The organism is Runella sp. SP2, assembly GCF_003711225.1.
GTDB lineage: Bacteria > Bacteroidota > Bacteroidia > Cytophagales > Spirosomataceae > Runella.
Genome location: NZ_CP031030.1, coordinates 2836662 through 2859812, shown reverse-complemented (window position 1 = coordinate 2859812; position 23151 = coordinate 2836662). Strand labels below are relative to the sequence as shown.

The window sequence follows — 23151 nt, the reverse complement described above, 5'->3', positions numbered from 1 at the left end:
GGTATTCAACAAAGACGCAGTGCTTACGTCAAAGGTTGTATTGTTCCTCCAAACACAAAATAAAATAAGTTATAAAACCTACTCGTAAGGATCCGCTGCCCGTTTAGGTAGCTGCTATTAATTCAACAACAGCTCATCCACCAACAGCAATGCCGTACGGCCTTTGCTTCCGTGCCAATCGGGGATTTTTTGTAGGGGCTTGGCTACTATTTTTAGATAAGTAATGTTTTGGGGTTTTACTGGACAGGTAACACTCAATAAAGAATGCGTTCTGACTTGCGTCGGCATGGTAGGTTTCAATTTACCGATGAGTTTCAGTTGGGTGGGGCTAGTGCCGCCCCACACTTCAATTGATTCGGGCGGAAAAATACCCGTTTCGGTTTCTTCCATAATACGCAACCCCACCGACGAAAGTAAAACAGGCTTTTTAAACTCCGAATAAATGGCCAAATCGTTGTTACGAACTCCCGTCCAATTGTTGGCCCAAGCGGGGCTGTTGGCGTTGAAGGTTCCCAAGATTCCGTCAAAATAAGACTTCGCGCCCGCTGCTTGGTGGACTCGATTGAGGGGAAGTAACAAGCTGATGCTGTCGGGCTGGTAGGTGTTTTTGTAAAAATCAAAAACGACTTCATCGCTGCCAAACCACCCTTTTTTAAACGCTTTGGCGCGAATTTTTGTGCTGTTTTTTAACACCGTTTGGTTGGTAAAAAGCGGCGAATGAAGGCTATCTGGAGCCGTTCCATCGGTGGTGTAACGGATTTCTACGCCTCGGATGGGGTGGTAGAGCTTCACCGAAAGTTCCTGATTAAACACCATTGAGCTGTTTTTGACTTGCGGAGTGTTCAACTTGATGGGGTTACTGCCGTCGTCTTTAAAACCAGCGATAAACTCAACGTTTTTGTACGTTTTCTGTAATTGTTGAATTTCAGTAGGCGTCAAGCCCGTATTCCAAACTGACAAACTTTTGAGGCTTTTTAGCTTGCCAATCGACGCTTGAAGTTCTGCCAACGTAATTTTGGTGCCCGAGATGTTTAAGCTTTTAAGTTGCTTTAAACCAGTGAGTTCTGAAAGTCCTTTGCCCGTAATGTCAGTAAAGTTTAAGTCTAACTTTTGCAAATTTTCAAACTGAGTTACCGCTTTTAGGTCGCCATCTTTGACGGGCAATTTGTTCAGATTGAGGGAAACCACTTGGGTTTTAAGCTCGCTCAGTTCTTGAATTTTTTCGGGAGAATAGGCGGCTTTGTTGTACAAATTGACCGATAGCGCAGGCGATGAAAGCGACAATGGCGCAATGGTACGGTCGTTGTTGCTCAACTTTTTGATAGTTTCTTCGTCAGCCGCCCCAAAATCAAACTTATCTTCGGGCGTTTCGGCGGTTTGAAAGAGGTTGCTCGCCACCAAGCGCAACGAATCCCGCGCGGGGAGGTCGATTACTTTTTTATTAAACACCGCGTTTGATTTTATCCAAAGTGCCAACAAGAGCTGTTCTGCATCGGTCAACTGAGCTTTGCCCACGGGCGGCATGTGCTTTTTGTCATCGTTGGGTAAATGAATGCGTTGGAGCAACAAACTTATTTCAGGCTTTCCCGCCACAAATAGCTTTCCCGATTTCCCGCCCTTCAGCAATGCCGCTTCGTTCACTAGCGACAATTCTCCTTTCAATTTTTCGGGATTATGGCAACTCACGCATTTTTGTTCCAAAATGGGTTGAATAACGTGGTCAAATACCAAGGCTTTGTCCAACGGTACGCTTTCGCTGCGGGTAAGTGGTTCTGAAACGAAGTTTTCACCGTGAGTAAGGGTAGCGCCGTAATGCCCACCCACCAGCAGCGCAATGGCCACCGAAGCCGTGCCGACGCGGGCAAGGGTAGGGGTGTACCAAGGTGCTTTACGAAAAAAATAAATAACCGTTCCTGTCCACAACGTGCCTATTCCCAGCCATTTATGCGTAGCAAGTGTGTTTCCTGCGTATCCATCTTCTTTGGCCAAAAACAGCCCCATAACTACGGTGATTGCAGCGGTAAACGTACCCGCTAACCAAAATGAAGACAGAAATTTTTCGTAAAAAGTATTGGCTGTATTTTCAGGTTTGAACCGAAATACTTCCATTCCAAGCGCTAGCAATAAAAGGACAATCGGAAAGTGCAAAAGCAGCGGGTGCATTCGCCCAATGGGCTGAATCCAGAGCGGAACAACCCAACGGTTTTCAAAAATAAGCAAGAATAAAATGAAAATATTCGCAACAATCAATAATTGCTCTGCTATGCCTTTGACCTTATTGCCCATACTACTTGTGTGAAATTACTTGAAAATTAGCTGATAATGTCGCGTACTACTCTGCCTGCCACGTCGGTGAGGCGGTAACGGCGACCCAGGTGTTTGAAGGTCAGTTGTTCGTGATTGAGGCCAAGAAGGTGCAGTACCGTGGCGTGAAAATCGTGTACGTGAACGGGATTACGGCTGATGTTATATCCCAACTCGTCGGTTTCACCATAAACGGTACCAGGCTTGATGCCTCCGCCTGCCATCCAAATACTAAAGCAACGAGGGTGGTGGTCGCGGCCATAGTTGTCAGCCGTCAGTTTGCCTTGGCTGTAGCTTGTGCGGCCAAACTCTCCACCCCAAATGACGAGGGTTTCGTCGAGCAAACCCCGTTGTTTGAGGTCGGTTACCAACGCTGCCGAAGCTTGATCCACGTCCTTAGCTTGGCTCGTAATTTCAAAAGGAAGGTTGCCGTGTTGGTCCCAGCCTTGGTGATACAATTGCACAAAACGAACGCCGTTTTCAGACAATTTTCTGGCTAACAGGCAATTGGCCGCATACGTACCTGGAACCAAACAATCGGGGCCGTAAAGTTTGACCACATCGTCGGGTTCTTTCGACACGTCCATCACTTCGGGAACGGCTGTTTGCATCCGATACGCCATTTCGTACTGTTTGATTTTGGCAGTAATTTCGGGGTCGCCAAACTCCTTGTAAGACAGGTCGTTGAGTGATGCTAAGTTGTCTAGCATATCCCGTCGTTCTTCACGGTTCATGCCTTCGGGGTCGCGCAAATAAAGCACTGGGTCTTCACCTTTACTAAATTGAACTCCTTGGTGAATGGAATCCAAAAATCCGTTGGTCCAAAGTTTGGAATAAACCCCTTGTCCGTTGCCAATTCCGCGCGAAAGTAATACGGCAAAATCGGGTAAATTTTTATTTTCGTTGCCCAATCCATAACTTAGCCAAGCCCCCATACTCGGGCGATTTCCTTGCTGCGAGCCTGTCTGCAAAAAGGTCAGGGCAGGGTCGTGGTTGATGGCTTCGGTGTACATAGAGCGCACGATACAAAGGTCATCGACGATTTTGGAAGTATAGGGCAATAAGTCGCTTATCCACGCTCCCGATTGGCCGTATTGCTTAAAATCAGTGAAGGAACCTGCCAACGGAAACGATGCTTGGTTGGCCGTCATCCCCGTCAGTCGCTGCATACCTCGTACCGAAGGCGGTAATTCTTGCCCCACCATTTCGCGCAGTTTGGGTTTGTAATCAAACATTTCCATTTGGGAAGGAGCTCCGTTTTGAAACAAATAAATGACCCGCTTGGCTTTTGGTGCAAAGTGAGGAATACCCGGAACAAAATTTGCCCCGTCTTGGTCGCCGCCGTTCAATAGATTTGGGATCATCAACGAACCTAGTGCCACGCTTCCTAGTCCCAAACTCATGGTGGACAAGAAGCGACGACGATTGAAGGTCAGGCCATGTTCAAGGATTTCTTTGTCAATTTTGCTCATGTATCTCAAAGGATAAAATCAAACACATTGCTTTATTTGGTTTTTTACCCGCAGAAAGCGCAGATCTAAAAACCGCAGACTGGCGCTGAATACTCGCTCTGCGAAAATCTGCGATTTGACTCTGCGTAGTCTGCGGGTAAAAATTATCTACGTTTTCATCAAAGTCTCTTCCAAATTATAAATGGTATTCACAATCCGCGTCAATTTTGCTCATGTATCTCAAAGGATAAAATCAAACACATTGCTTTATTTGGTTTTTTACCCGCAGAAAGCGCAGATCTAAAAACCGCAGACTGGTGCTGAATACTCGCTCTGCGAAAATCTGCGATTTGAATCTGCGTAGTCTGCGGGTAAAAATTATCTACGTTTTCATCAAAGTCTCTTCCAAATTATAAATGGTATTCACAATCCGCATCAATGCCGCCAACTGCACCTTATCCATCTGTACTGGAATAGGATACTCACCAACGGCAAGTGCTTTCTCCGCACGTGTTGGGTTGAGTTTTTTAAGCTCTTTTTGGTAATAACTTTCCAAAATATCCACTTCCTGCTCAGTAGGTTTTCGGCAAACAATAAGGCGGAATGCTTTGGTGATTTTCTCTTTCGTTGCCGATTTTTCTTCAAGAAGCTTGGCCGCTAACACTCTTGATGCTTCCAACACCGTGGGGTCGTTGAGCATGATGAGCGCTTGAAGCGGCGTGTTGGTTCTCAATCGCTTCACTTCGCACATGTCGCGGGTACTTGCATCAAAAATGGTCAACATCGGAGGCGGAACCGTGCGTTTTATCAAGGTGTACATGCCTCTTCGATAAAGCTGATTGCCGTGGTCTTGCACATACATCGACAACAGCCCACGTCCCGAAGTCGCTCCTTCCCACAGCCCAGGTGGCTGGTAAGGCTTTACGCTCGGCCCACCGATGGTGCGAACCAACAAACCACTGCTCGACAAAACAACATCGCGTACGAACTCCGCATGAATCCGATAACGAGGAGCGCGGGCAAGGTAAATATTGTCGGGGTCGGCGGCTAATTTTTCAGGAGAAACCACGGCCGATTGACGATAAGTAGCCGACATGACGATTTGTTTGACGAGGCGTTTGATGTTCCAATTATGTTCCATCAAATCCACCGCCAGCCAGTCGAGCAAGGCGGGGTTGGAGGGAAGTTCGCCCTGCATTCCAAAATCCCCCGTTGTTTTTACGATACCTTTTCCAAAAAACTCTTGCCAGATTTGGTTGACAAACACCCGAGCGGTCAGCGGATTTTTTTTGTTAAAAAGCCATTTGGCTAACCCGAGGCGGTTTTTGGGGTAGTTTTTGTTAAAAGGCAAAATGATATTAGGCGCATTAGGCTCTACCACGTCGCCTGGGGCATCGTACGAGCCCCGCCGCAAAATGTGCGTTTTTCGTACCGTGTCCAAGTCCGTCATAACCGATACAATCAGTCCGTTGGTATCGGGTTTATTGATGAACTTCAGGATGCTCTTAACGTCCTGATTGCTGATTTGCATCAACGGTTTTTTGGCGTAAGTTTCTGGCCCACCAATCACCGATTCGATACCAACTTCGTTGACGTTATTAAAAAAGGCAAATAACTGGTAATAATCTTTTTGGGAAAAAGGGTCGTACTTGTGGTCGTGGCAATGAGCACATTCCATCGTAAGTCCCAAAAAAGCTTTCCCAAACAAATCGTTTCGGTCGGTGACGTAGCTAATCCGATATTCTTCGGGAATTACCCCGCCTTCTTCCGTGATTTTGTGGTTGCGGTTAAAACCCGTTGCCAGTAAATGTTCTTTATTTTCAGGGTCATTAGGCGGACTTGGGAGATAATCGCCCGCGAGCTGCCACGTGACAAACTGGTCGTAAGGCATGTTTTTGTTTAGTGCATGAATCACCCAGTCGCGCCAAGGCCATTGGGTGCGGTAGCCGTCGTCTTGGTAGCCGTGCGAATCGGCGTAGCGGGCTAAATCGAGCCAATAAATGGCCATTTTTTCACCATACGAAGGGTTTTTCAACAACTCGTCCACCACTTTTTCGTAGGCGTTGGGACTGTTGTCGGCTAAGAAACCCTCCATCATTTTAAGGGTAGGAGGAAGGCCCACTAAATCAAGGCTAACGCGTTTCAACAAGCGTTCTTTGTCCGCTTCGTCGTTGGGAGTCAGCCCTTTTTGTTCTTGTTTCTGGAGAACAAAGTAATCAATTTCGTTTTTGACCCATTTTTCATTGTCCACCTCGGGGAGTGCGGCTTTTTTGGGAGCCACAAACGCCCAGTGTTTTTCGTACTTGGCTCCTTGTTCAATCCAGCGTTCGATGAGAGAAACTTCACGAGGACTGAGTGTCAAATTTGATTCTTTCGGCGGCATCACTTTGGAGGTATCTTTGGTCGTAATCCTCAAAAATACCTCTGACATACCAGGCTTTCCTGCCACAATGGCATGGGCCGATGGGTTCTCTTTCAACGCCGCAAAGGCACTGACTGGGTCGTCCAGACGAAGTCCTGCTTGCCGTTTGTTGGCATCGGGGCCGTGGCAGGCCAAACACTTATCGGAGAGAATAGGCCGAATGTCAAAGTTGTAGCTTATCTCATCGGGTAGTTCTTCCTCGGTGGGGGTCGAACTACCCTTGCAGGCTTGCAGATACGTAAGCATACCAGCCACAACGAAGGTCAAGAAAAACGTTTCTTTTTTCATAAGGAAACACGTTACGCAAACAAATCCATTACAGCTTTTCCTTTTCCATCGGGGGTTGTGTAGAACGGACGCTTTTCAATTTCGTACTGAGTATCAGGAGAAATGCCAAGGGCGTGGTAAATCGTTTGGTGGAGGCCGTCGATTTTGATGGGGTTCTCAATCGTTTTGCAAGGGCGCTCATCGGCGGTTTTTCCGTAGGCAAACCCGCGTTTGATTCCTCCGCCAAACATCAACACCGAACAGCCATCGGTAAAGTGGCGGTGCATTCCGTAGAACTTCATGTCTGATAAAATCTCTGGTTGATTTACCTGCTCTTGCACCTTCGCGTCGGGGCGGCCTTCCACCATCATGTCGCGGCTAAATTCGCTGGCCAAAATGATGAGCGTACGGTCGAGGTGCCCCGATTTGTCAAGGTCTTTAATCAACTGTGCAATGGGGCCATCAATCATCTTTTTCATATCCACCAAGCGCGTATGGCCATTTTCGTGGGTATCCCAACCAAAAAACGGTTCATACTCGGTTGTCACGCTGATAAAGCGAGCACCTTGTTCGGTCAGGCGGCGCGCCAACAAGCAACCCAATCCAAACCGTCCCGTGTTGTAAATATCAAAGCTTTCTTTTGGTTCTGTGCTCAGGTTGAAGGCTTTGGACTCGGGCGAATTGAGCAACATATAAGCCTGTTCCATCGACCGACGCAGCGATTCTTTTTGGTAATCGCTGCCAAATTCGCCAAAAGCACTGTTGCTAATCAAGTCATTGTATAATTGATTCCGACGCTCAAAACGCTTGGCATCCATCCCAACGGGCGGCCGAACGCTTTCTAGTCCCTGACTGGGGTCAGGTATAAAAAACGGGCCGTATTCGTTGCCCAAAAATCCTGCGGTATGAAATGCCTTTAACTCTTCGGCTTCACCTACCGTAAAACGTTGACCGATGTCAATGAAAGCAGGAATGACGGGGTTTTTGGGGCCAAGTTCTTTGGCAATCCAAGCCCCAATGTGCGGTGCTGCCACCGTTTGTGGGGGTTCGTAACAAGTGTGCCAGTTGTATTGGTGACGAGAGTGAAGGATGTGCCCCAAGTCAGCCGCGACGTACGACCGAATCAGCGTGCCTTTGTCCATCACTTTACCAATGGATTGCAGCCCTTCCGAAAAATGAATCCCATCGAGTACCGTTGGGTGCGACTTGAACGTGCTCAATACCCGATTGCCTTCCATTCCTTTTTCAAAAGGAGTATATCGTTTAGGGTCAAAAGTCTCGGTGTGCGCCATTCCCCCTGCCATCCACAATAAAATAACAGTGTCGGCAGTGCCGTTGGTCTGGCCTATTTTTTTGGTACAGCCCGATAATAAACTTGGGAGGGGGGCACTTGCTGCCATGGCCGCCAAGGTTGCGGCGCTTGTTTTTTGGAGAAACTCCCTTCTATTCCATCTATTTGTCATTTTCTGTTTCTTGTTTTGGGTTTTCTGTTTCCTGTTTAGAGTTTCCTGTTTGGGGTTTAGAGTTTCCTTGTTTTGGGTTTCCTAATAACCAGTAACCGATAACCAGTAACGAATAATCATCAATAAATTAACTGAAATTCAGGGTGTAAAGCAATGGCCCAGACCAAATCTTGAATCCCTTCTACGCTCGGTTTTGTACCAACGATTTTTTGCGCGACACTCAACTCTTTGGGTTGGGGTTCGCGCCCCAGTGATTTGCGATATAATTCTTTTACCAACAAATCAGAAGTTGGGTACTTCGCCTGCCATTTTATCGCACCGTTTTTGAGGGTGGAGTTAAATTTGGTACCGTTGGTAAGTTCCAATGCTTGCAGCAAATTGGCTTGCGAATTTCGGCTCGTACTCACGGTTTCGCGGTTGGGGCGGCCTAAAGCCGTCATAAATGGGTCGTTGATGACCAACGAAGCCCGTGGAAACGGTATCTCCGATTTGATGGTTTCGGGCAAACGTTTTAAAGCCATTACTGAGTCGGCATACATCTGGTTAAAGGCTACACTGATGGCATCGGCAAACTGCTCTGCACTCATCCGACGACGAACCATTCCTTGAAAAACAAAATCGTTGGAGGTAAGCAAACCTGCGTCTTTTATTCCAATGGAAGGAAGTTGGTAAGTTTTGGACGTAAGGATGTTGTACAAAAGCTTTTTGATGTCGTGGCCATTTTGGTCAAAATCGTAGGCGAGATAGTCCAATAAATCTTGACTCCAAGGAGCGTTATCCATCATGTCAACGGGCTCCACAATACCACGACCCATCAACTGTGCCCATACCCGATTGACCAAAGTACGGTACAAACGGCCATCTTTGGGTTGTACCAAAAAGTCGGCAAGTTCTTTCAAACGCTCCGCCGTAACGGGTGATTCTTTGATGGTTCCAAGTTCTTTGAACAACAACCGACGTCCTGCCATTTTGCCCGTAGGCTTGTCGCAACGGTGGATTTCGAGGGTAGAATCGGCAAAAATATTGGCAAAAGCGTAAGCATCTTCCAGTTTCCAATCGCTAATAAAGCTGTCGTGGCAGGAAGCGCATTTAAGGTTAAGTCCCAAAAACACCTGCGCCACGTTTTGGGCCGCTTGCATCTCGGTACGCTGACTTGCGTTAATTGTGCCGCGCCATTTGATGCCCTTGATAAACCCTTCCGATTCTTTGGTGGGGCTTATAAGTTCCTTGACAAATTGATTATAGGGTTTATTGCTTTTCAGCGAAGCATACAGCCATTTGGTTATATCAAAGCGCCCACCTGTGATGTAGCCCGTTCCTGAATAATCGTTGCGGAGGGCATCGTTCCAAAACGTAAGCCAATGTTGAGCATAATCTTCATTTCGGTTGAGTAAAGACGTCACTAAAAGCTCACGCTTGTTAGGGCGAGCGTCGGTTTCAAAGGCTTTGATGGCCTCGGGGGTTGGTAGTAAGCCTACCACATCTAAATACACCCGACGAATGTAGGTGCGGTCATCGACTACGCCTTTCCACGAAATTTTATTTTGTTGGAAATACGCATTGACGAAGCGGTCGATGGGCTGGGTAGCGTCGGCAGTAGCAGGAGGAAGGGCAGGCAAACGAGGCGCTAATTCCGCAACGCGATAAATACTTTTTTCGGGGCCGTCGGGCCAAGGAGCACCTTGTTTTATCCAAAATTCAAGGGTCGCCACTTCTTTTTCTGAGAGGCGTTTACCTTTGGTTGGCATAGCCTCTTTATGACCAACTGGAAGCGTGATACGACGAATGATTTCGCTCTTCTCGGGTTTCCCAGCCACAATGATGGGGCCGTGTTCGCCTCCTTTAAATATAAATTCTTTTTTATCGAGACGAAGCTCACCTTTGGTTTTGGCTTCGCCGTGGCAGCTGTAGCAATTGTGGGCCAGAATCGACCGCACTTCTACGTTGAGTTCGCTCAGTTGCTGTTCGTTCAAGGGTTGGCCATTGCTGGCGAACGTAAAGTTGGTACCGCCAGAAGGTTCGTTTTCCGAGGATTTGTTAAAAGGTAAGACTTCGGTAAGGTAGGTTTCACCGTGGGTCAAAAGCGCACCATAATGCCCTGCTACAGTAATGCCCAATACCGTGAAGCCTAAAAGTCCACGGAAGAGTTGCTGTTTTTGGGAACGCAAAGCCCAAACCGCTGCCAATGAGAAGGCCATTGTTGCCAGTCCTGTCCATTGGTGTAGGCTTACTGCATCGCCACCGTAGTCTTCAAAATTGATTAAGAATAGCCCAAAAATAGCGGCTAAGACGGCACTACCTGCGCCAATCCATACCAAGGCTTTGATGCCTGCTTGAAGCTCGTTGGATTTGCGCCGCCAGTCGAAAAGCTCTAAAACGAAAGCCACGCAAAGTAGGCCGATGGGAAAGTGAACAACCAAGGGGTGTAGTCGTCCTAAAAAAAGCCAAAGCCAGAAGGTTTCTGTTGTTTCTTGCACGATATTAATTTAGAAAAGAGGGGGTGGAACCTGAGTACTTCCCCACCGATGAAGGGCTTTCCCAACATACGGTGGGGGAGTAATTATGTACTACTTAAAAACTCAAAGACTACAAAATTCTAATCACTTTGTGTATCAGATTCTTAAATCTGATGCTTGGGGTGGTTTTGAGAAACCACCTGCACTGCGTGTATCAGATTCTTAAATCTGATAGTTGGAGTTTGGTTTCTCAAAACTTAATGTTCGAATCATTCTGAGTCGAAAACGAGGTTTTGAGAAACCTCTGTGGTGGTTTTGAGAAACCACCTGCACACTTGGTGAGAAACCACCTGCACATCAATTTCTACTGATAACCAGGGTTTTGAGTAAGTTTTGAGTTGATCAAAATCTGTGGTGCTGGAATCGGGAAATAATACTCAAAATCGCTATATACATAGTCTAACGCGTTGAACGCAATTCCTCCACGCGATACGGTCGGGTTGGCTTTTTCTTTGGCGGCATAAGCGTTCATAAAAGCGGCCAATTCGGCGGGGGTTTTGGTGCGTTGGAGGTCAAACCAGCGGTGATTTTCAAAGGCCAATTCCACACGGCGCTCTTTGAGAACGGCTGTTCGGAAAGTGTCTTTTGTCAAGCCAGTTAACTCACCCAATCCTGCCCGTTTACGAACTTGGTTGAGGTAGCCCAGCGCCTCAGCGTCGGGTCCCGTTGCTTCGTTGATAGATTCGGCCAGCATCAATAATACATCCGAATAGCGTAAAACGGGCCAGTTATTGTCCGAGCGTCCAGTAATGGTGTGGGGATAACGGTATTTATTGACAAACGGAATTCCTACGAAGTTTCCGCTGAGGGTATAGCCCAGCTGAAGCGAAATCTCTTTACGTAAGTCTCCCGTTTCGTAGGCCGCAATCATGTCATTGGTAGGGATGTTGCGTCCACTTGGAGCCGTATTGGCAAAACCTGTTACCGCACCTTGCGACAAACGTGGCGCAAATACATACACAAAGTTACTTTGCTCACCCAAGTCGTTTCCTCCTTGGTACTGCACCTCAAAGACGGACTCAACGCCGTTTTTCTTAGCAGGGTCAAAGTTGTCTTTGTAGTTGGTATAAAGAGAATACCCCAACGGCAACACTTGTTTTAAGGTACTTACAGCCTCTGGATAGCGTTTGAGTGTCAAATAAACTTTGCCCAACAAACTCAATGCCGCTCCTTTTGTTACACGTCCTAGCCCTGTTGCTGGATATTTAACAGGAAGGAGGTTGACAGCGTCTTTGAGGTCAGCTTCAATTTGTTTGTAAACTTCAGCCTGCGGAGTACGAACCAAATCAAAGGCTTCGTTTGGATTGTTAAGGGTTTTAGTTGCCAAAATAACATCCCCAAAGTAACGGGTTAGGTTAAAATAATGGTATGCTCTGATGAACTTGAGTTGACCTTCAATTTCCTTTTTTGCCGTAGCGTCGATAGTGGCAGGCTCCAATTTTTCCAAGGCGTAATTGATGTTGTACATTGCCGCGTAGTGGATATTCCACAAGTTAGCGATTTCACCATTGCCAGGGTTGACGGTCGAAAACTCAAACGCTTCCCAACCCGCAGCTCCCCCACGGTCGAGGGGGTTGAAATCGAGCGTGGTATTGTCCGACGTAAATTCCTGAAAAATGTAAGCTGTGCTTGTAATCCCTTGCAATTGGCCGTACACCCCGTTGAGGGCTTGTTCAAACTGCGGTTGGGTTTTGTAAAAAATGTCCGTTCCGATGCGGGTAGGGTCAGTGGTTACCAAAAAATCATCTTTACACGACCATTGCACCAAACCAAGAAAGAGAATACAGAAAGAAGTTATTTTTTTCATTGTCGTGAAGATTAGAAGTTAAACTTAGCGCCTACTGCCCACGTTCTTGGCACTGGATACGACTCGTCGTCGTTGTTGAGTTCAGTTCCACCGCGTACTCCAGCGTCGGGGTTGTTGCCTGGATATTTAGAGAACAAAAGCAAGTTGTTGGCCATCACGAAGATACGTGCCCCACTTAGCACCGACTTGAATTTTGGTAGGGTATAGCCTAATGTAACAGTTTTCAACCATGTATAGGTGCCGTCATAGACATAGCGTTCGCTACTCTCGCGTGACCATTTGAAGTAGTTGGTACCACCTTGTGAGTTTTTGGCATCAGGATTAGAGCCTGGGTTTGAAGGCGAGCGCCAGCGGTCTTTGGCTTTGTCCAACACGTTGAATACGCCGTCCATGTTCATCGTTGATGCTTCGATGTTGCGATAAATGTCAAAGTCATAAGCGCCAACAAACAATACGTTTAAGTCGAAACTTCGGTAATCTGCTGCTCCTGTCCATGCCCATGTGAAAGCAGGGTTAGGATTGCCAATTTCCACCATGTCTTGCGTATCGTATGTAATTACACCATCGCCATTGGTATCGGCAAATTTCATCCCGCCAGGAATCACGCCGTCTTGTTTTGGCCAAGCGTCGATTTCGGCTTGGGTATTAAAAATGCCCATCTTTTTGTAACCATAAATCATCCCAATGGGGCGACCCACTTTTTGTACGTTGTAGCCACCGTAGAAGCTACCGTACCAAAGCATGTCGTTGACGCCTTTGATGGCTAAGATTTGGCTGCGGTTGAAGGTAATGTTACCGTTGGTGCGGAAATTAACAGCACCAAGGCTGGTGCGAAAGTCCACCCCAATTTCGACACCTCGGTTGCGTACCTTTCCGATGTTGTCCAAACTCGTTGTAAAACCCGAAACTGCTGGGATAGACACTGGCAACAACATGTCGTTGGTGAGTTTATTATAATACTCAAAGGTGAACATCAACTTGTTATTGAAGGTCGCAATGTCCAAACCGATGTCCAATTGGTTTGATTTTTCCCATTTTAATCCTGAGTTAGCAAAAGAACTAATCACTTTCCCAGGGGCAAAAGCATTGCCTAGAATATAGTTGTTGGCACCCACGAAGGCCAAACTTGGGTAGTTACCGATGTTGTTATTCCCCGTAACCCCCCAGCTTGCCCGTAGTTTTACGTCGGTTAGCCAAGAGAATTTAGGCATAAACGACTCTTCACTCAAGCGCCAGCCCACCGAAGCCGCAGGGAAGTCTCCGTATTTGTTTTGAGCACCAAAACGAGAGCTTCCTTCGCGACGAAACGAGGCTGATAATAGGTACTTGTCTTTGAAAGCATAGTTGACCCGAGCAAAGTACGCAAGCAACGACCAACCGTTCTCGTAAGAGTTTGATGCTCGGATGGAGCCTGCGCCCAAATACTGCACCAAATCATCAGGAAAAGTGTTGGCACTACCCGCCGTTCCGCGTAAAATTTCGCGTTGGCTCGTAAAACCAGCCATGGCTTCAAGGGTTTGGTTGTTTCCAATTTGGGGTGAATACGTCAGAAGCTGGTCAAAAGATAAGTTTTGCAATTGTTCTACCACTTCTTGTGCGGTTGCAATGCGCGGGGGAGCGCCCGCCGTACCCGATGCCACCGACAAACCGATGGTCGAAGGTACGTATTCTTTAAAGGTGTTATAATTGAGTTTTATGTTGGCCGATGTCCGAAATTTGAGGTTTTTCATGATTGAAACTTCGGCAAAGGCACTGGTCAAGATGTCGGCGATGTTGCGTCGGCGAAGAACATTTTTCAACACAAATAGTGGGTTAGGAAAACCAAAAACGCCATCTACCCCGCCAATGTACGGACGAAGCGAGCCATCGGTATTGTAAATAGGTTCACGCGGATCCATCAACAAAGCCCCTCCCACCAAGGCACTACGGCCGTCGGTATTGGCAAGGTTTTGTTTGGTATAACTCCCGTTGACGTTCACGCCCACGTTGAGGAATTTATTGACCTGCCCCCCGATATTGCTACGCAATGACAAACGGTCGTAGTTGGTATTGGTGATGGTACCTTCTTCCTTATAGTAACCTACAGAAAGCATGGAGCGAAGCGGCCCTTTGCCCGACGAAATCGTTAAGTTAGCATCGGTATAAGGTGCGTTGTTGTGCATGATAGCCCCAAACCAATCGGTTGAATATTTGGTTTGCTCAGGATAGCGAAAACCGATTGGAACTTCTTCAAGCGTTGGTTCTCTATTCTGAAAATAGCGGATACCATCTTCAAATACTTCTTTCTTAAATTGGGCAAATTCTACCCCGTTGAGCATTTTGACACGACGCGTTGAGGGAACGTTTTGAATGCCGTAATCAAGCGAAAGATTGACGTCAACTTTGCCTTCTTTGGCATTTTTGGTAGTAATCAGCACTACCCCGTTAGAGCCGCGCGCCCCGTAAATAGCGGTAGAGGCGGCATCTTTTAGGATAGAAATACTTTCAATGTCGTTGGGGTTGAGGTTTTGGCCTACCGACGTACCCACCGCAAAGCCGTCGATAACGTACAGTGGGTCGCTTCCAGCACCCAATGAACCGATACCCCGCACGCGCACTTCAAATGCACCGCCAGGGGTACCACTTTTTTGTTTGACAACGACCCCCGCTGCCCGTCCCTGAATCATCTGATTCATGTTGTTGGCAGGTTGCTCGCCGATGTCTTTCATATTGATGACCGAAATGGCCGACGTAATGTCTTGTTTACGTTGAGAACCGTACCCTACAACGACGACTTCGCCCAAGGCTTTTTCGTCGGTCAAAAGAGTGATATTGATAGAAGAACGGTTTCCTACTATCACTTCTTGGGGTTTGTAACCCACAAAGCTAAATACCAATACGGCTTGCGCGTTGGGCACGGCAATCGAAAACTTGCCGTTTTCGTCGGTAGTGGCGCCTTTCTGTGTACCTTTTACAAAGATATTTACGCCAGGAAGTACCCCGCCTTTGTCATCCACGACCGTCCCTGAAACCGAAATATCAGCAAGGGCTTCTAATAACGGGTTGGGCTCGAAGTTCTTTTCTTCGATGGGTGTATTGAGTTCACTGGAAGAGGAGGCCGATAGCCTGGACAAGATGATTTGGTTGCTAATGACTTTGTACTTGATTTTGTACGGAATAAATAGCCTGTCCAGCAACTGAGCGAGTGGCTCGTTGGTGGCATTCAACGAAATTTTTTGTGTTGATTCAACAATTTTAGGACGGTAGGTAAATTTGACATTTGCCTGTTTTTCAATCAGAACCAAAGCTGAGGACATGCTTTGGTTGTCGATTTGAATGCTGATTTTACGGCTCAACAATTCTTGAGCTACTACATCTCGTGCGAGCGAGACACCCACAAAAATCATCGCAATGCAGCATTGTATTAGCGAGAACTTCATAAGGCGAATCAGGTTTTTTTGGATTTGTAATCTTTTCTTCATTAGTTTACTAAGGTTTTTGTGATTTGGAAAAGCAAAAACAACCCTTTCACATCCGCTGGAATCGGATGTGGTTTGGAAGACCATCAAAAGGGCTTTTGAAAGCCGGTAACGCTGGAATCGTTATCGGCTTTTTTAGTGTACTAAGTCAAGTTTTATATTCATGCGATAAGGGTTTGAAATGAGCGGATAGTTGGTTTAGTTACAGCCTTTGCTTGTGATAATGACTTGAGCATCAACTACTTTGTAGGTAGCTTCAAGTGCTTCACAAATGATATCTAGTTTTTCGAAAAGGGTTTCATTGGACAAGGTGGTGGTAAGGCTACAGTTGGCCATCAATTCTTCGTCAATGACAATATCAACGCCGTAGGCTTTCTCAAGCGCCGTGAAAATGTCGGTGACAGACGCATTCGTAAAAGAGAATTGTTTAAGTTCTTGGGGCGATAACAAAATCACGGGCCTCTCAATCAATTTACGGGTCAATCGTTCGTCTGCTTTGCCAAATACTACCTGCTGATTGGGTGTTAAGACCAGCCCATTTGTTTCGGGATCTGGATTTTGGGTATTTTTTTGGGCAAAAACCGAGACTCTTCCTGTTTTCACAAGTACGGTAACTTGTTTGTCGGCTTCGTATGCTTTTACCCAAAAGCTTGTGCCCAATACTTTGGTAATCAATCCATTGGCGTAAACAAAGAAGGGCTTGTTAGGGTTTTTAATTACGTCAAAAAATGCTTCTCCCGAAAGATATACTTCGCGGATATTGCCCGTGAATGATTTGGTATAACTGAGTTTACTTTCAGGCTTTAGGATCGCGTGGCTTCCGTCGGGCATGTTCACTGTCAGGTTCGTGGAGGTGGTATTCACTACCTCTTGAAGCGGACTCTTTGCGACTGAAATGAGCTGGTCATACCTGCCTTTGTGGGCGTTTTTATACCATCCCCATCCCAAACCAAGCGCAATCACAATGGAAGCCGCCGCAAGGGCTGGTTTCCAAAAATTTAGAACGATTTGAACTATACGTCTAGGCGGCTCTTCCAACTCGTCAGAAATGTGTGCCCAGATAGCGGGCGTTTCTTGCGTAGGAATCTCATGTTTAGCTGCAATTGAAAGTTGTTCAACCCCTAACTTTGCCCCAATTACATTTTCACGTTGGGTGGGGAACCTTTCCAAAAAATCGGCCCAAAAGGCGTCAGAATCTGGAGTAGGGTATTTGACCCACTGAATGAAATAGTCATCAGCGATAAAATCTTCAATGGTGTAGAAAGCGTATGATGTGTTCATAAGTTCTTCATTCAATCCCCTAAATCGGGGTACTTTGGTTTTGTACTCATTTTTCTTGAAATATTTTTATTTATTTTTCTAAAACCCCAAAATGCTCTTTTTTAAACCGAAAAACATTCACGCAATTCGGTGATGGCTCGATGGAGGAGGTTCCGAACCGATTGGGGATTGATGTGCATCATGTCACCAATTTCATCTAAGCCAAAATCGTGGTAATAGCGGAGTTGGATAATTTCTTGCTGCCGACGAGGAAGTTGGTGAATGGCGCGTTTGAGTCGTTGATGCTGTTCGCTAAGTTGTTCATTGGCAATCAAATCGTCCTCAAATGACAATTCTCCAATGATATTTTCAAATAACCCAGCGGAATCAATGGGGGAATGGTTGTTTTTTTCGCTATTTCGTACAATTCTGTTTCGTAGCGAGCGGTAGAGGTAAAACTTGATACTATCGGTATCGGCTAAGTTCTGACGACTACGCCAAAGGTGTAAAAAAAGGTCTTGAATGCTGTCTTTGATAAGCTGCCTATCGGACGTAACACGGTAGCCATAACTCAACAAATCTTCGATGTGAAGGTTGTAAAGTTGGGCAAAAGCGACTCTATCGCCCTCTTTAAAAGCTTGCCATAGCTCCGAATCGGTTGCGTAGCTCAAGGTGTTGGTTTATAAAAAATAGCTTAATATAGAATGGGTTGGCTGGCAAATTTTTTGTAAAGCAATTGTTTACTTATCCTGTACTTACCTGTCGGATTAAGAATTATTTTAAACAACGGCTTTTTCTAAAAACTGAATGACTCCCGTAGCAGCGTCCATTTCGGCTTCAATGCCAACGGGAATGGTGAATTTTTGGCGAATGTGCCCAATCATTGACCCTGAAAAGGCAGGTTTTTGGGCAGGTTGGAGGTGGTCAAGCCACAGGTCTTCGAGCGTAAGTGAACCATAACTGCCGTTGCCTGGCTCGCACTCCGAACATTTGCCAAAAATAAATCCATTCATATCGTTGAAGATACCACTCAATTTGAGTTGGGTAAGCATTCGGTCAACGCGGTAGGGGGCTTCGTCCACGTCTTCGCAGAAAAATAGGCTCCCTTTCCAGTCGGGAACGTAAGGAGAGCCTAACAAATGACTCAATACCGTGAGGTTGCCTCCCAACAATCGGCCTTTGGCTTTTCCTGCAACGATAGTATCAATTCGGTCGGCGACTTGCGTGAGGTTATCGCCCACTACTTTTGGGTTTTCGTATCGCACAGCTTCGCCTTCTATGAGGACTTTTCGGAGATAGTTCACGGTAAACTCATTCCAGCTAACCGCCCCCACGGGCCCGTGAAAAGTAACCAAACCAGTCTGACTGTAAATCCCTAAAAGCAGTGCAGTAACGTCTGAGTATCCTAACAACACTTTGGGGTTTTTCTTGATGGTGTCATAGTCCAGCAAAGGCAACAATCGCGCACAGCCCCAGCCGCCATGCACACAAATAATCGCTTGTACCGATGGGTCAGCAAACATGTCGTTGATGTCAGCTGCTCGGTCGGCATCTTTTCCTGCCAAGTAACCGTACCTTTCCCACATTCGTTTCCCAAATTTTACCTTAAAACCCAAGGCTTGCATGGACTCCACGATGACTTGTACCGTTTGTTTGCTGTAGGCAGGTGCGGCTGGACAAACGAGCCCGACGGTATCGCCCGCTTTAAGTCGAGCAGGTTTGAGCGTGGGTTTGTTACGGCTTGACAAAGAAGGAATTAGGGCGGGAGTAGCGGCAATGGTTTGGAGGAAATTTCGACGTTGCATGGAGGAAAAAAGGTTCATTTTAGCCCAATATAAGCGACTCTGCTTAATTGAGCAACTTTTGGGGAGGGAAAGAAATTGATTGGAGAAAATAAATTTCTTTGAAAAAACTATTTGCAATTATCATTTCGGACTACTACTTTTGCAACCCCAAACAACGGGAACGGCGAAGTGGTGGAATTGGTAGACACGCTACTTTGAGGGGGTAGTGGGCGTTAGCCTGTGCGAGTTCGAATCTCGCCTTCGTCACCAAAAAACCCCGATAGCAACCGCTATCGGGGTTTTTGTTTGCCTAAAACCTAATGCTAAATGTTTGGGAAAGTTGCTCGTCAAGGAGGTTTATGGCGTTAGGAAAAGAGTCAATAAATCGTTGTTGGGAGTTCAAAATGACTTTTTCAATGGGCGTGGAAGGCATTAGCGTAATGCCCCTTACCGAAACAATGTAACTTTCGTATAAAATATCTACGCGAAAAGTCGCCTTTGCTAGACCAAGAGATGGTGCACTAACAAGTCGGCCTGTCAACACATTATTGAGCCTTTTACTATCTAATTGAACGTATTGGTTTTTTTGTAAGGATTCGGCTATGGCTTCCACGATGATGGGCGTGTCCATGTCTTTAATTTCAACAGTTTCTGTCCAAGTCACTACGCCTTGGTTGGCAATAAAGCGGTCTTTTTTTACGGTTTGAGCTATTACATTTACGGTCAGGATGCTAAACAAGCCCCACAAACCAACAAAAACAAGTATTTTATGCGTCATATCATCAACTTTATTGGCATCTCAATTTACAAAGAAAATGTATTGCTTGCTTTAACGCAGCTTTTACCTCATTTCGTCCTGTTTAGGCTCGAAAATTTATCGCCCGAACAAGAAGCCGACGAATGGCGGAAAACGTGGATTGCCTCTCTTGAAGCTGACGCCTGTATTTTGTATAGCGATGGCACCTCCGAACACCTGTCGTTGTTGTTGGACCGACTTTGGCGAGCCCCTGGCACAAACATTTTTACCCTCGATATGGCAGAATTGGAAGACGCAGATTTGACTTCTTCGTCTTCTATAAATCAATTGCTAAAAGAACTACTTCCTGCCGATTTTTAGGTGCTTTTTCATAACCAGTTACTAATCCTCTCAACGAAAACAAAAATCCCGCTAGTAAGTTTACAAGCGGGATTGAGACTAATTGTACATAAGAACTTTCGTTCGCATACCTTAACGGACGCTCACAGGGTTTATTTTAACATTTGCTTCATAAAACCATCACATTAGACAAAATTTCGAGACTTTTGTAATTTGCAGGGAGAAAGAATAGTGTGAAATATTGAAAGTAAACACATAGAACACTAAGATATCTTCACAGTAGATACATAGCCTTAGATAACATGCAAAGTACCTTAACGGAAAGAGAAATTGTCGTAAAGCAAATCAAACGCATACACCAAGATGATGCGGTGAGGCTTTTTTTTTCCTTGCTGAATGAAATGATAAGGAGTTTGGACATTCCTAAAAACTCACCACAAATTGCGTTTACGTTAAGCGGAAAAAACCAAAAAATCACGGCTAACTTGAATAATCACATAGCCCTACAAATTAGCGGAAAGGAAAAAAATGTTACGTTAAGCTTACTTTTTAAGAGAGAGTACTTCTCAAAACCAGCTCTTCAACTAGGAAATATAACGTTTGAGGAAAAAGGGAATGCAGATTACTGGTTGGGTAAAATCAAGTTTCAAGACAAACATTTGCTTCAAAACGATTCTGTTGTTCAGTATTGGATTGATTCGTTGCAAGATTTAAAGCAAATCGCCACTACAACCACTCATCGTGAATTGCATAATAAAGCAATTTATCAGGCAGCTGAAGATGAGGGGTTTCGTTCGGAGTTGTTTGCGAAAAATACGTCAATGGCACGAGCTGTCGCCGAACCAACCGAAACGTATCAAAAGCGAATAGAGCGCCCCACCATTCCCCTCAATTACATTTATTATGGAGCGCCAGGGACGGGTAAAACCTATGAAGTGCAGCGGTTGTGCCAATCGTACGCGCACAAGATTGTAACATTTCATCAATCGTTTGGTTATGAGGAGTTTGTAGAAGGGATTCGACCCGAAACTATTGGTGATAAAATCACGTACAAAGTTCGTAAAGGCGTTTTTTACGAAGCGTGTTTGGAGGCATTACGGGCTGCCGATTATCAAAGTTTTGAAGGTTGTATTTCTGACACCCCCGAAAATCGTCAAAAACGGTTTACCCAAGCGCCCATTGTTCTTATGGTGATGGATGAAATCAACCGTGCCAACGTCTCAAAAGTGCTTGGGGAGTTGATTACGCTCATTGAGCCTTCAAAACGACTGGGGGCGACCGACGAACTTTGGCTTACATTGCCGTATTCGCAAGAAAAATTTGGGGTGCCAGCTAACCTGTACATTGTCGGGACGATGAATACCGCCGACCGTTCGATTGCTTTGTTGGACACCGCCCTACGTCGTCGTTTTTACTTTAACGAATGTTTGCCTGACCTGCCGTCCCTGAACGATAAAACAGTAGAAAATACCAATTTAGGTAAACTTTTGGCGACGCTCAACGAACGGATAGAGTTTTTGCACGACCGTGACCATGTCGTAGGCCATGCGTATTTTTTGAATATAACTACTTTTGAAGAATTGTGTGAACTATTTCGTTTTCAGTTGATTCCGTTGTTGCAAGAATATTTTTACGACGATTGGCGAAAAATTCAATTGGTTTTGGGAGATAATGAAGCTTGGGGGAAACCGTTGGATGCCAAGCTCATTCAAGTGAAAATGCAGTACAGTACGCGAATGGAGCAAGAGCTTTTTGGTGAAGACCTCGACAATGTGGATGCCGTGGTGACGTATCAATTGAACCCAATGCTCTCAGAAGGACGTTTTGGTGAATTACCCCGAGATATGTTCCGTCGAATTTATGAAAGATAACCTTATTCAGCGCCAAGTTGAGTTGTCGGCCCACGTGGTGGCGTTTAGCCGCTTTTTGAGGGGAAAAGGTTTGCCCGTTGGTCCTGACCGTGAAGCCGATGCGCTCAAAGCATTGGCCGAAATTCAGTTGGGAGAGGAAGAACAATTTTACTTGGCGATGCGGAGTGTTTTTCCTCAAAATCGAAAGCAACTACGCGAATTTGACGAATTATATACGAAATATTGGAAAGAACTTGCCAAGGCAGTTGATTCTAAAATAAAGGACGAGGCCAAAGAAAGCGAGCAGAAAAAAAAGAAACCGAAACAAAACGGAGAAGCGGCTTTTGAGGCGCTCAAAAATTGGTTAAACGGCAACAAACAATCGCAAACCGAAGAGTTGGCGTCGTATAGTTTGGGAGAACCCCTGACGCTCAAAGATTTTGGCTCTTACACCGATGAAGACCTCCACGAAGCCCGCCGTTTGGTGCGCCAAATGGTACAGCGGATGGCCAAAACCATGAGCCGACGTTACGAAATTACTAAAAATGGCGGGCAGTTGGATTTACGGCGAGTGTTACGAAACAATTTTCGGAAAGGTGAAGAAATCATCGACCTTTTTTACCGAAAACCCGCCCGCAACAAAATCCGTTTGGTTTTACTCTGTGATGTCAGTAAATCAATGGATTTGTACAGCCGCTTTTGGGTACAGTTTATGTATGCTTTTCAGACGTTGTACCAGTCCATTGAAACTTTTGTATTTAGTACAAAATTGGTACGAATTACGGAAGATTTAAAGGAAATGGACTATACCCAAGCCCTTGAAAATCTTTCGGAGCGCGTTCCCAATTGGTCGGGCGGGACGGATATTGGAACGATGCTCAGGCAATTTGTGGACGAGTATGCGATGAAAAGATTAAACTCACGGACGATTGTGTTAATTGTCAGCGATGGTATGGATACGGGAGATGGAGATGATCTGGCCAAAAATATGGAGCGAATTCGACGAAAGGCGAGGAGGGTAATTTGGTTAAATCCTTTGGCTAGCTCGCCCGATTTTCGTCCCGAAGTAAAAGCGTTAAAAGCGGTTTTACCGTATTTGGATTTACACGCTCCCGCACACAATTTGGAGAGTTTGAAACGAGTCATAGAGCAATTACGTTAGGAATAAAACTTGAATATGAAAATAACTGTATTAGCGTTTGGGATTGCCAAAGAGATTATTGGCCAACTCGAACTGACCTTACAACTGTCCGAAGAAGCAACGGTGGCGGATTTGAAAAGCCATTTGGTCAGCCAATTTCCCGATTTTCAAAAACTGGCTTCGCTGCGCGTAGCTGTCAATACCGACTATGCCGACGATACCCAGCCGCTCCATCCCAACGACGAAATTGTACTCATTCCCCCCGTGAGTGGAGGGTAAATTTGTGGTCTTGGTTGCTCACAACCAACACTTTACTACATAATTTACTATAA

The 23151-nt window shown here is 45.8% G+C and carries 15 protein-coding genes and 1 tRNA gene; 5 read left to right on the top strand and 11 right to left on the bottom strand.

The features are described 5' to 3' along the window. Positions 1-117: 117 nt before the first annotated feature. The 10 genes from DTQ70_RS12000 to DTQ70_RS11955 all read right to left on the bottom strand — a co-directional run bounded on the left by DTQ70_RS12000 (position 118) and on the right by DTQ70_RS11955 (position 18753). Positions 118-2286 (bottom strand): c-type cytochrome domain-containing protein, encoded by a 2169-nt coding sequence (locus DTQ70_RS12000; RefSeq protein WP_122931012.1) that lies wholly within the window; start codon positions 2284-2286, stop codon positions 118-120. 26 nt (positions 2287-2312) lie between these two features. Continuing rightward, positions 2313-3767: a DUF1501 domain-containing protein gene (locus DTQ70_RS11995; protein ID WP_122934383.1), complete on the bottom strand. Its 1455-nt coding sequence runs from the start codon at positions 3765-3767 to the stop codon at positions 2313-2315. A 370-nt stretch (positions 3768-4137) separates the two neighbouring features. Continuing rightward, complete coding sequence (locus tag DTQ70_RS11990; RefSeq protein ID WP_122931011.1) at positions 4138-6465, bottom strand: PSD1 and planctomycete cytochrome C domain-containing protein; 2328 nt, start codon at positions 6463-6465, stop codon at positions 4138-4140. An 11-nt stretch (positions 6466-6476) separates the two neighbouring features. Next, on the bottom strand, positions 6477-7907 hold the full coding sequence (locus DTQ70_RS11985; RefSeq protein WP_122931010.1) for a DUF1501 domain-containing protein: 1431 nt from the start codon (positions 7905-7907) through the stop codon (positions 6477-6479). A gap of 119 nt (positions 7908-8026) precedes the next feature. Beyond that, positions 8027-10384, bottom strand: coding sequence for a DUF1549 domain-containing protein (locus tag DTQ70_RS11980; RefSeq protein ID WP_122931009.1), 2358 nt, complete (start codon positions 10382-10384; stop codon positions 8027-8029). A gap of 343 nt (positions 10385-10727) precedes the next feature. Further along, positions 10728-12230, bottom strand: a complete 1503-nt coding sequence (locus DTQ70_RS11975) for a RagB/SusD family nutrient uptake outer membrane protein (RefSeq protein WP_122931008.1) — start codon at positions 12228-12230, stop codon at positions 10728-10730. An 11-nt stretch (positions 12231-12241) separates the two neighbouring features. Continuing rightward, positions 12242-15691 carry a TonB-dependent receptor gene (locus DTQ70_RS11970; protein ID WP_229600121.1) on the bottom strand — a complete coding sequence of 1150 codons (3450 nt, stop codon included), beginning with the start codon at positions 15689-15691 and terminating at the stop codon, positions 12242-12244. Positions 15692-15886: 195 nt separating this feature from the next. After that, a complete protein-coding gene (locus DTQ70_RS11965) occupies positions 15887-16969 on the bottom strand; it encodes a FecR family protein (protein ID WP_122931007.1) in 1083 nt (360 codons plus the stop codon). A gap of 101 nt (positions 16970-17070) precedes the next feature. Then, the gene (locus DTQ70_RS11960) at positions 17071-17619 is read right to left on the bottom strand and encodes an RNA polymerase sigma factor (protein ID WP_122931006.1); all 549 of its coding nucleotides are present in this window, start codon (positions 17617-17619) and stop codon (positions 17071-17073) included. 108 nt (positions 17620-17727) lie between these two features. Further along, positions 17728-18753 (bottom strand): LD-carboxypeptidase, encoded by a 1026-nt coding sequence (locus tag DTQ70_RS11955; RefSeq protein ID WP_122931005.1) that lies wholly within the window; start codon positions 18751-18753, stop codon positions 17728-17730. Positions 18754-18915: 162 nt separating this feature from the next. Here DTQ70_RS11955 and DTQ70_RS11950 point away from each other — a divergent pair. Further along, a tRNA-Leu gene (locus DTQ70_RS11950) sits at positions 18916-19002 on the top strand. A 40-nt stretch (positions 19003-19042) separates the two neighbouring features. Here DTQ70_RS11950 and DTQ70_RS11945 read toward each other — a convergent pair. Next, the gene (locus tag DTQ70_RS11945; RefSeq protein ID WP_122931004.1) at positions 19043-19510 is read right to left on the bottom strand and encodes a hypothetical protein; all 468 of its coding nucleotides are present in this window, start codon (positions 19508-19510) and stop codon (positions 19043-19045) included. Here DTQ70_RS11945 and DTQ70_RS11940 point away from each other — a divergent pair. The 4 genes from DTQ70_RS11940 to DTQ70_RS11925 all read left to right on the top strand — a co-directional run bounded on the left by DTQ70_RS11940 (position 19502) and on the right by DTQ70_RS11925 (position 23098). Next, on the top strand, positions 19502-19849 hold the full coding sequence (locus DTQ70_RS11940; RefSeq protein WP_122931003.1) for a hypothetical protein: 348 nt from the start codon (positions 19502-19504) through the stop codon (positions 19847-19849). The genes DTQ70_RS11945 and DTQ70_RS11940 overlap by 9 nt on opposite strands. 281 nt (positions 19850-20130) lie before the next feature. Continuing rightward, entirely contained in the window at positions 20131-21699 is a 1569-nt protein-coding gene (locus DTQ70_RS11935) for an McrB family protein (protein ID WP_122931002.1), read from the top strand. After that, entirely contained in the window at positions 21689-22840 is a 1152-nt protein-coding gene (locus DTQ70_RS11930; protein ID WP_122931001.1) for a VWA domain-containing protein, read from the top strand. The genes DTQ70_RS11935 and DTQ70_RS11930 overlap by 11 nt, the downstream gene beginning before the upstream one ends. A gap of 15 nt (positions 22841-22855) precedes the next feature. After that, a complete protein-coding gene (locus DTQ70_RS11925; RefSeq protein WP_122931000.1) occupies positions 22856-23098 on the top strand; it encodes a MoaD/ThiS family protein in 243 nt (80 codons plus the stop codon). Positions 23099-23151: the final 53 nt, after the last annotated feature.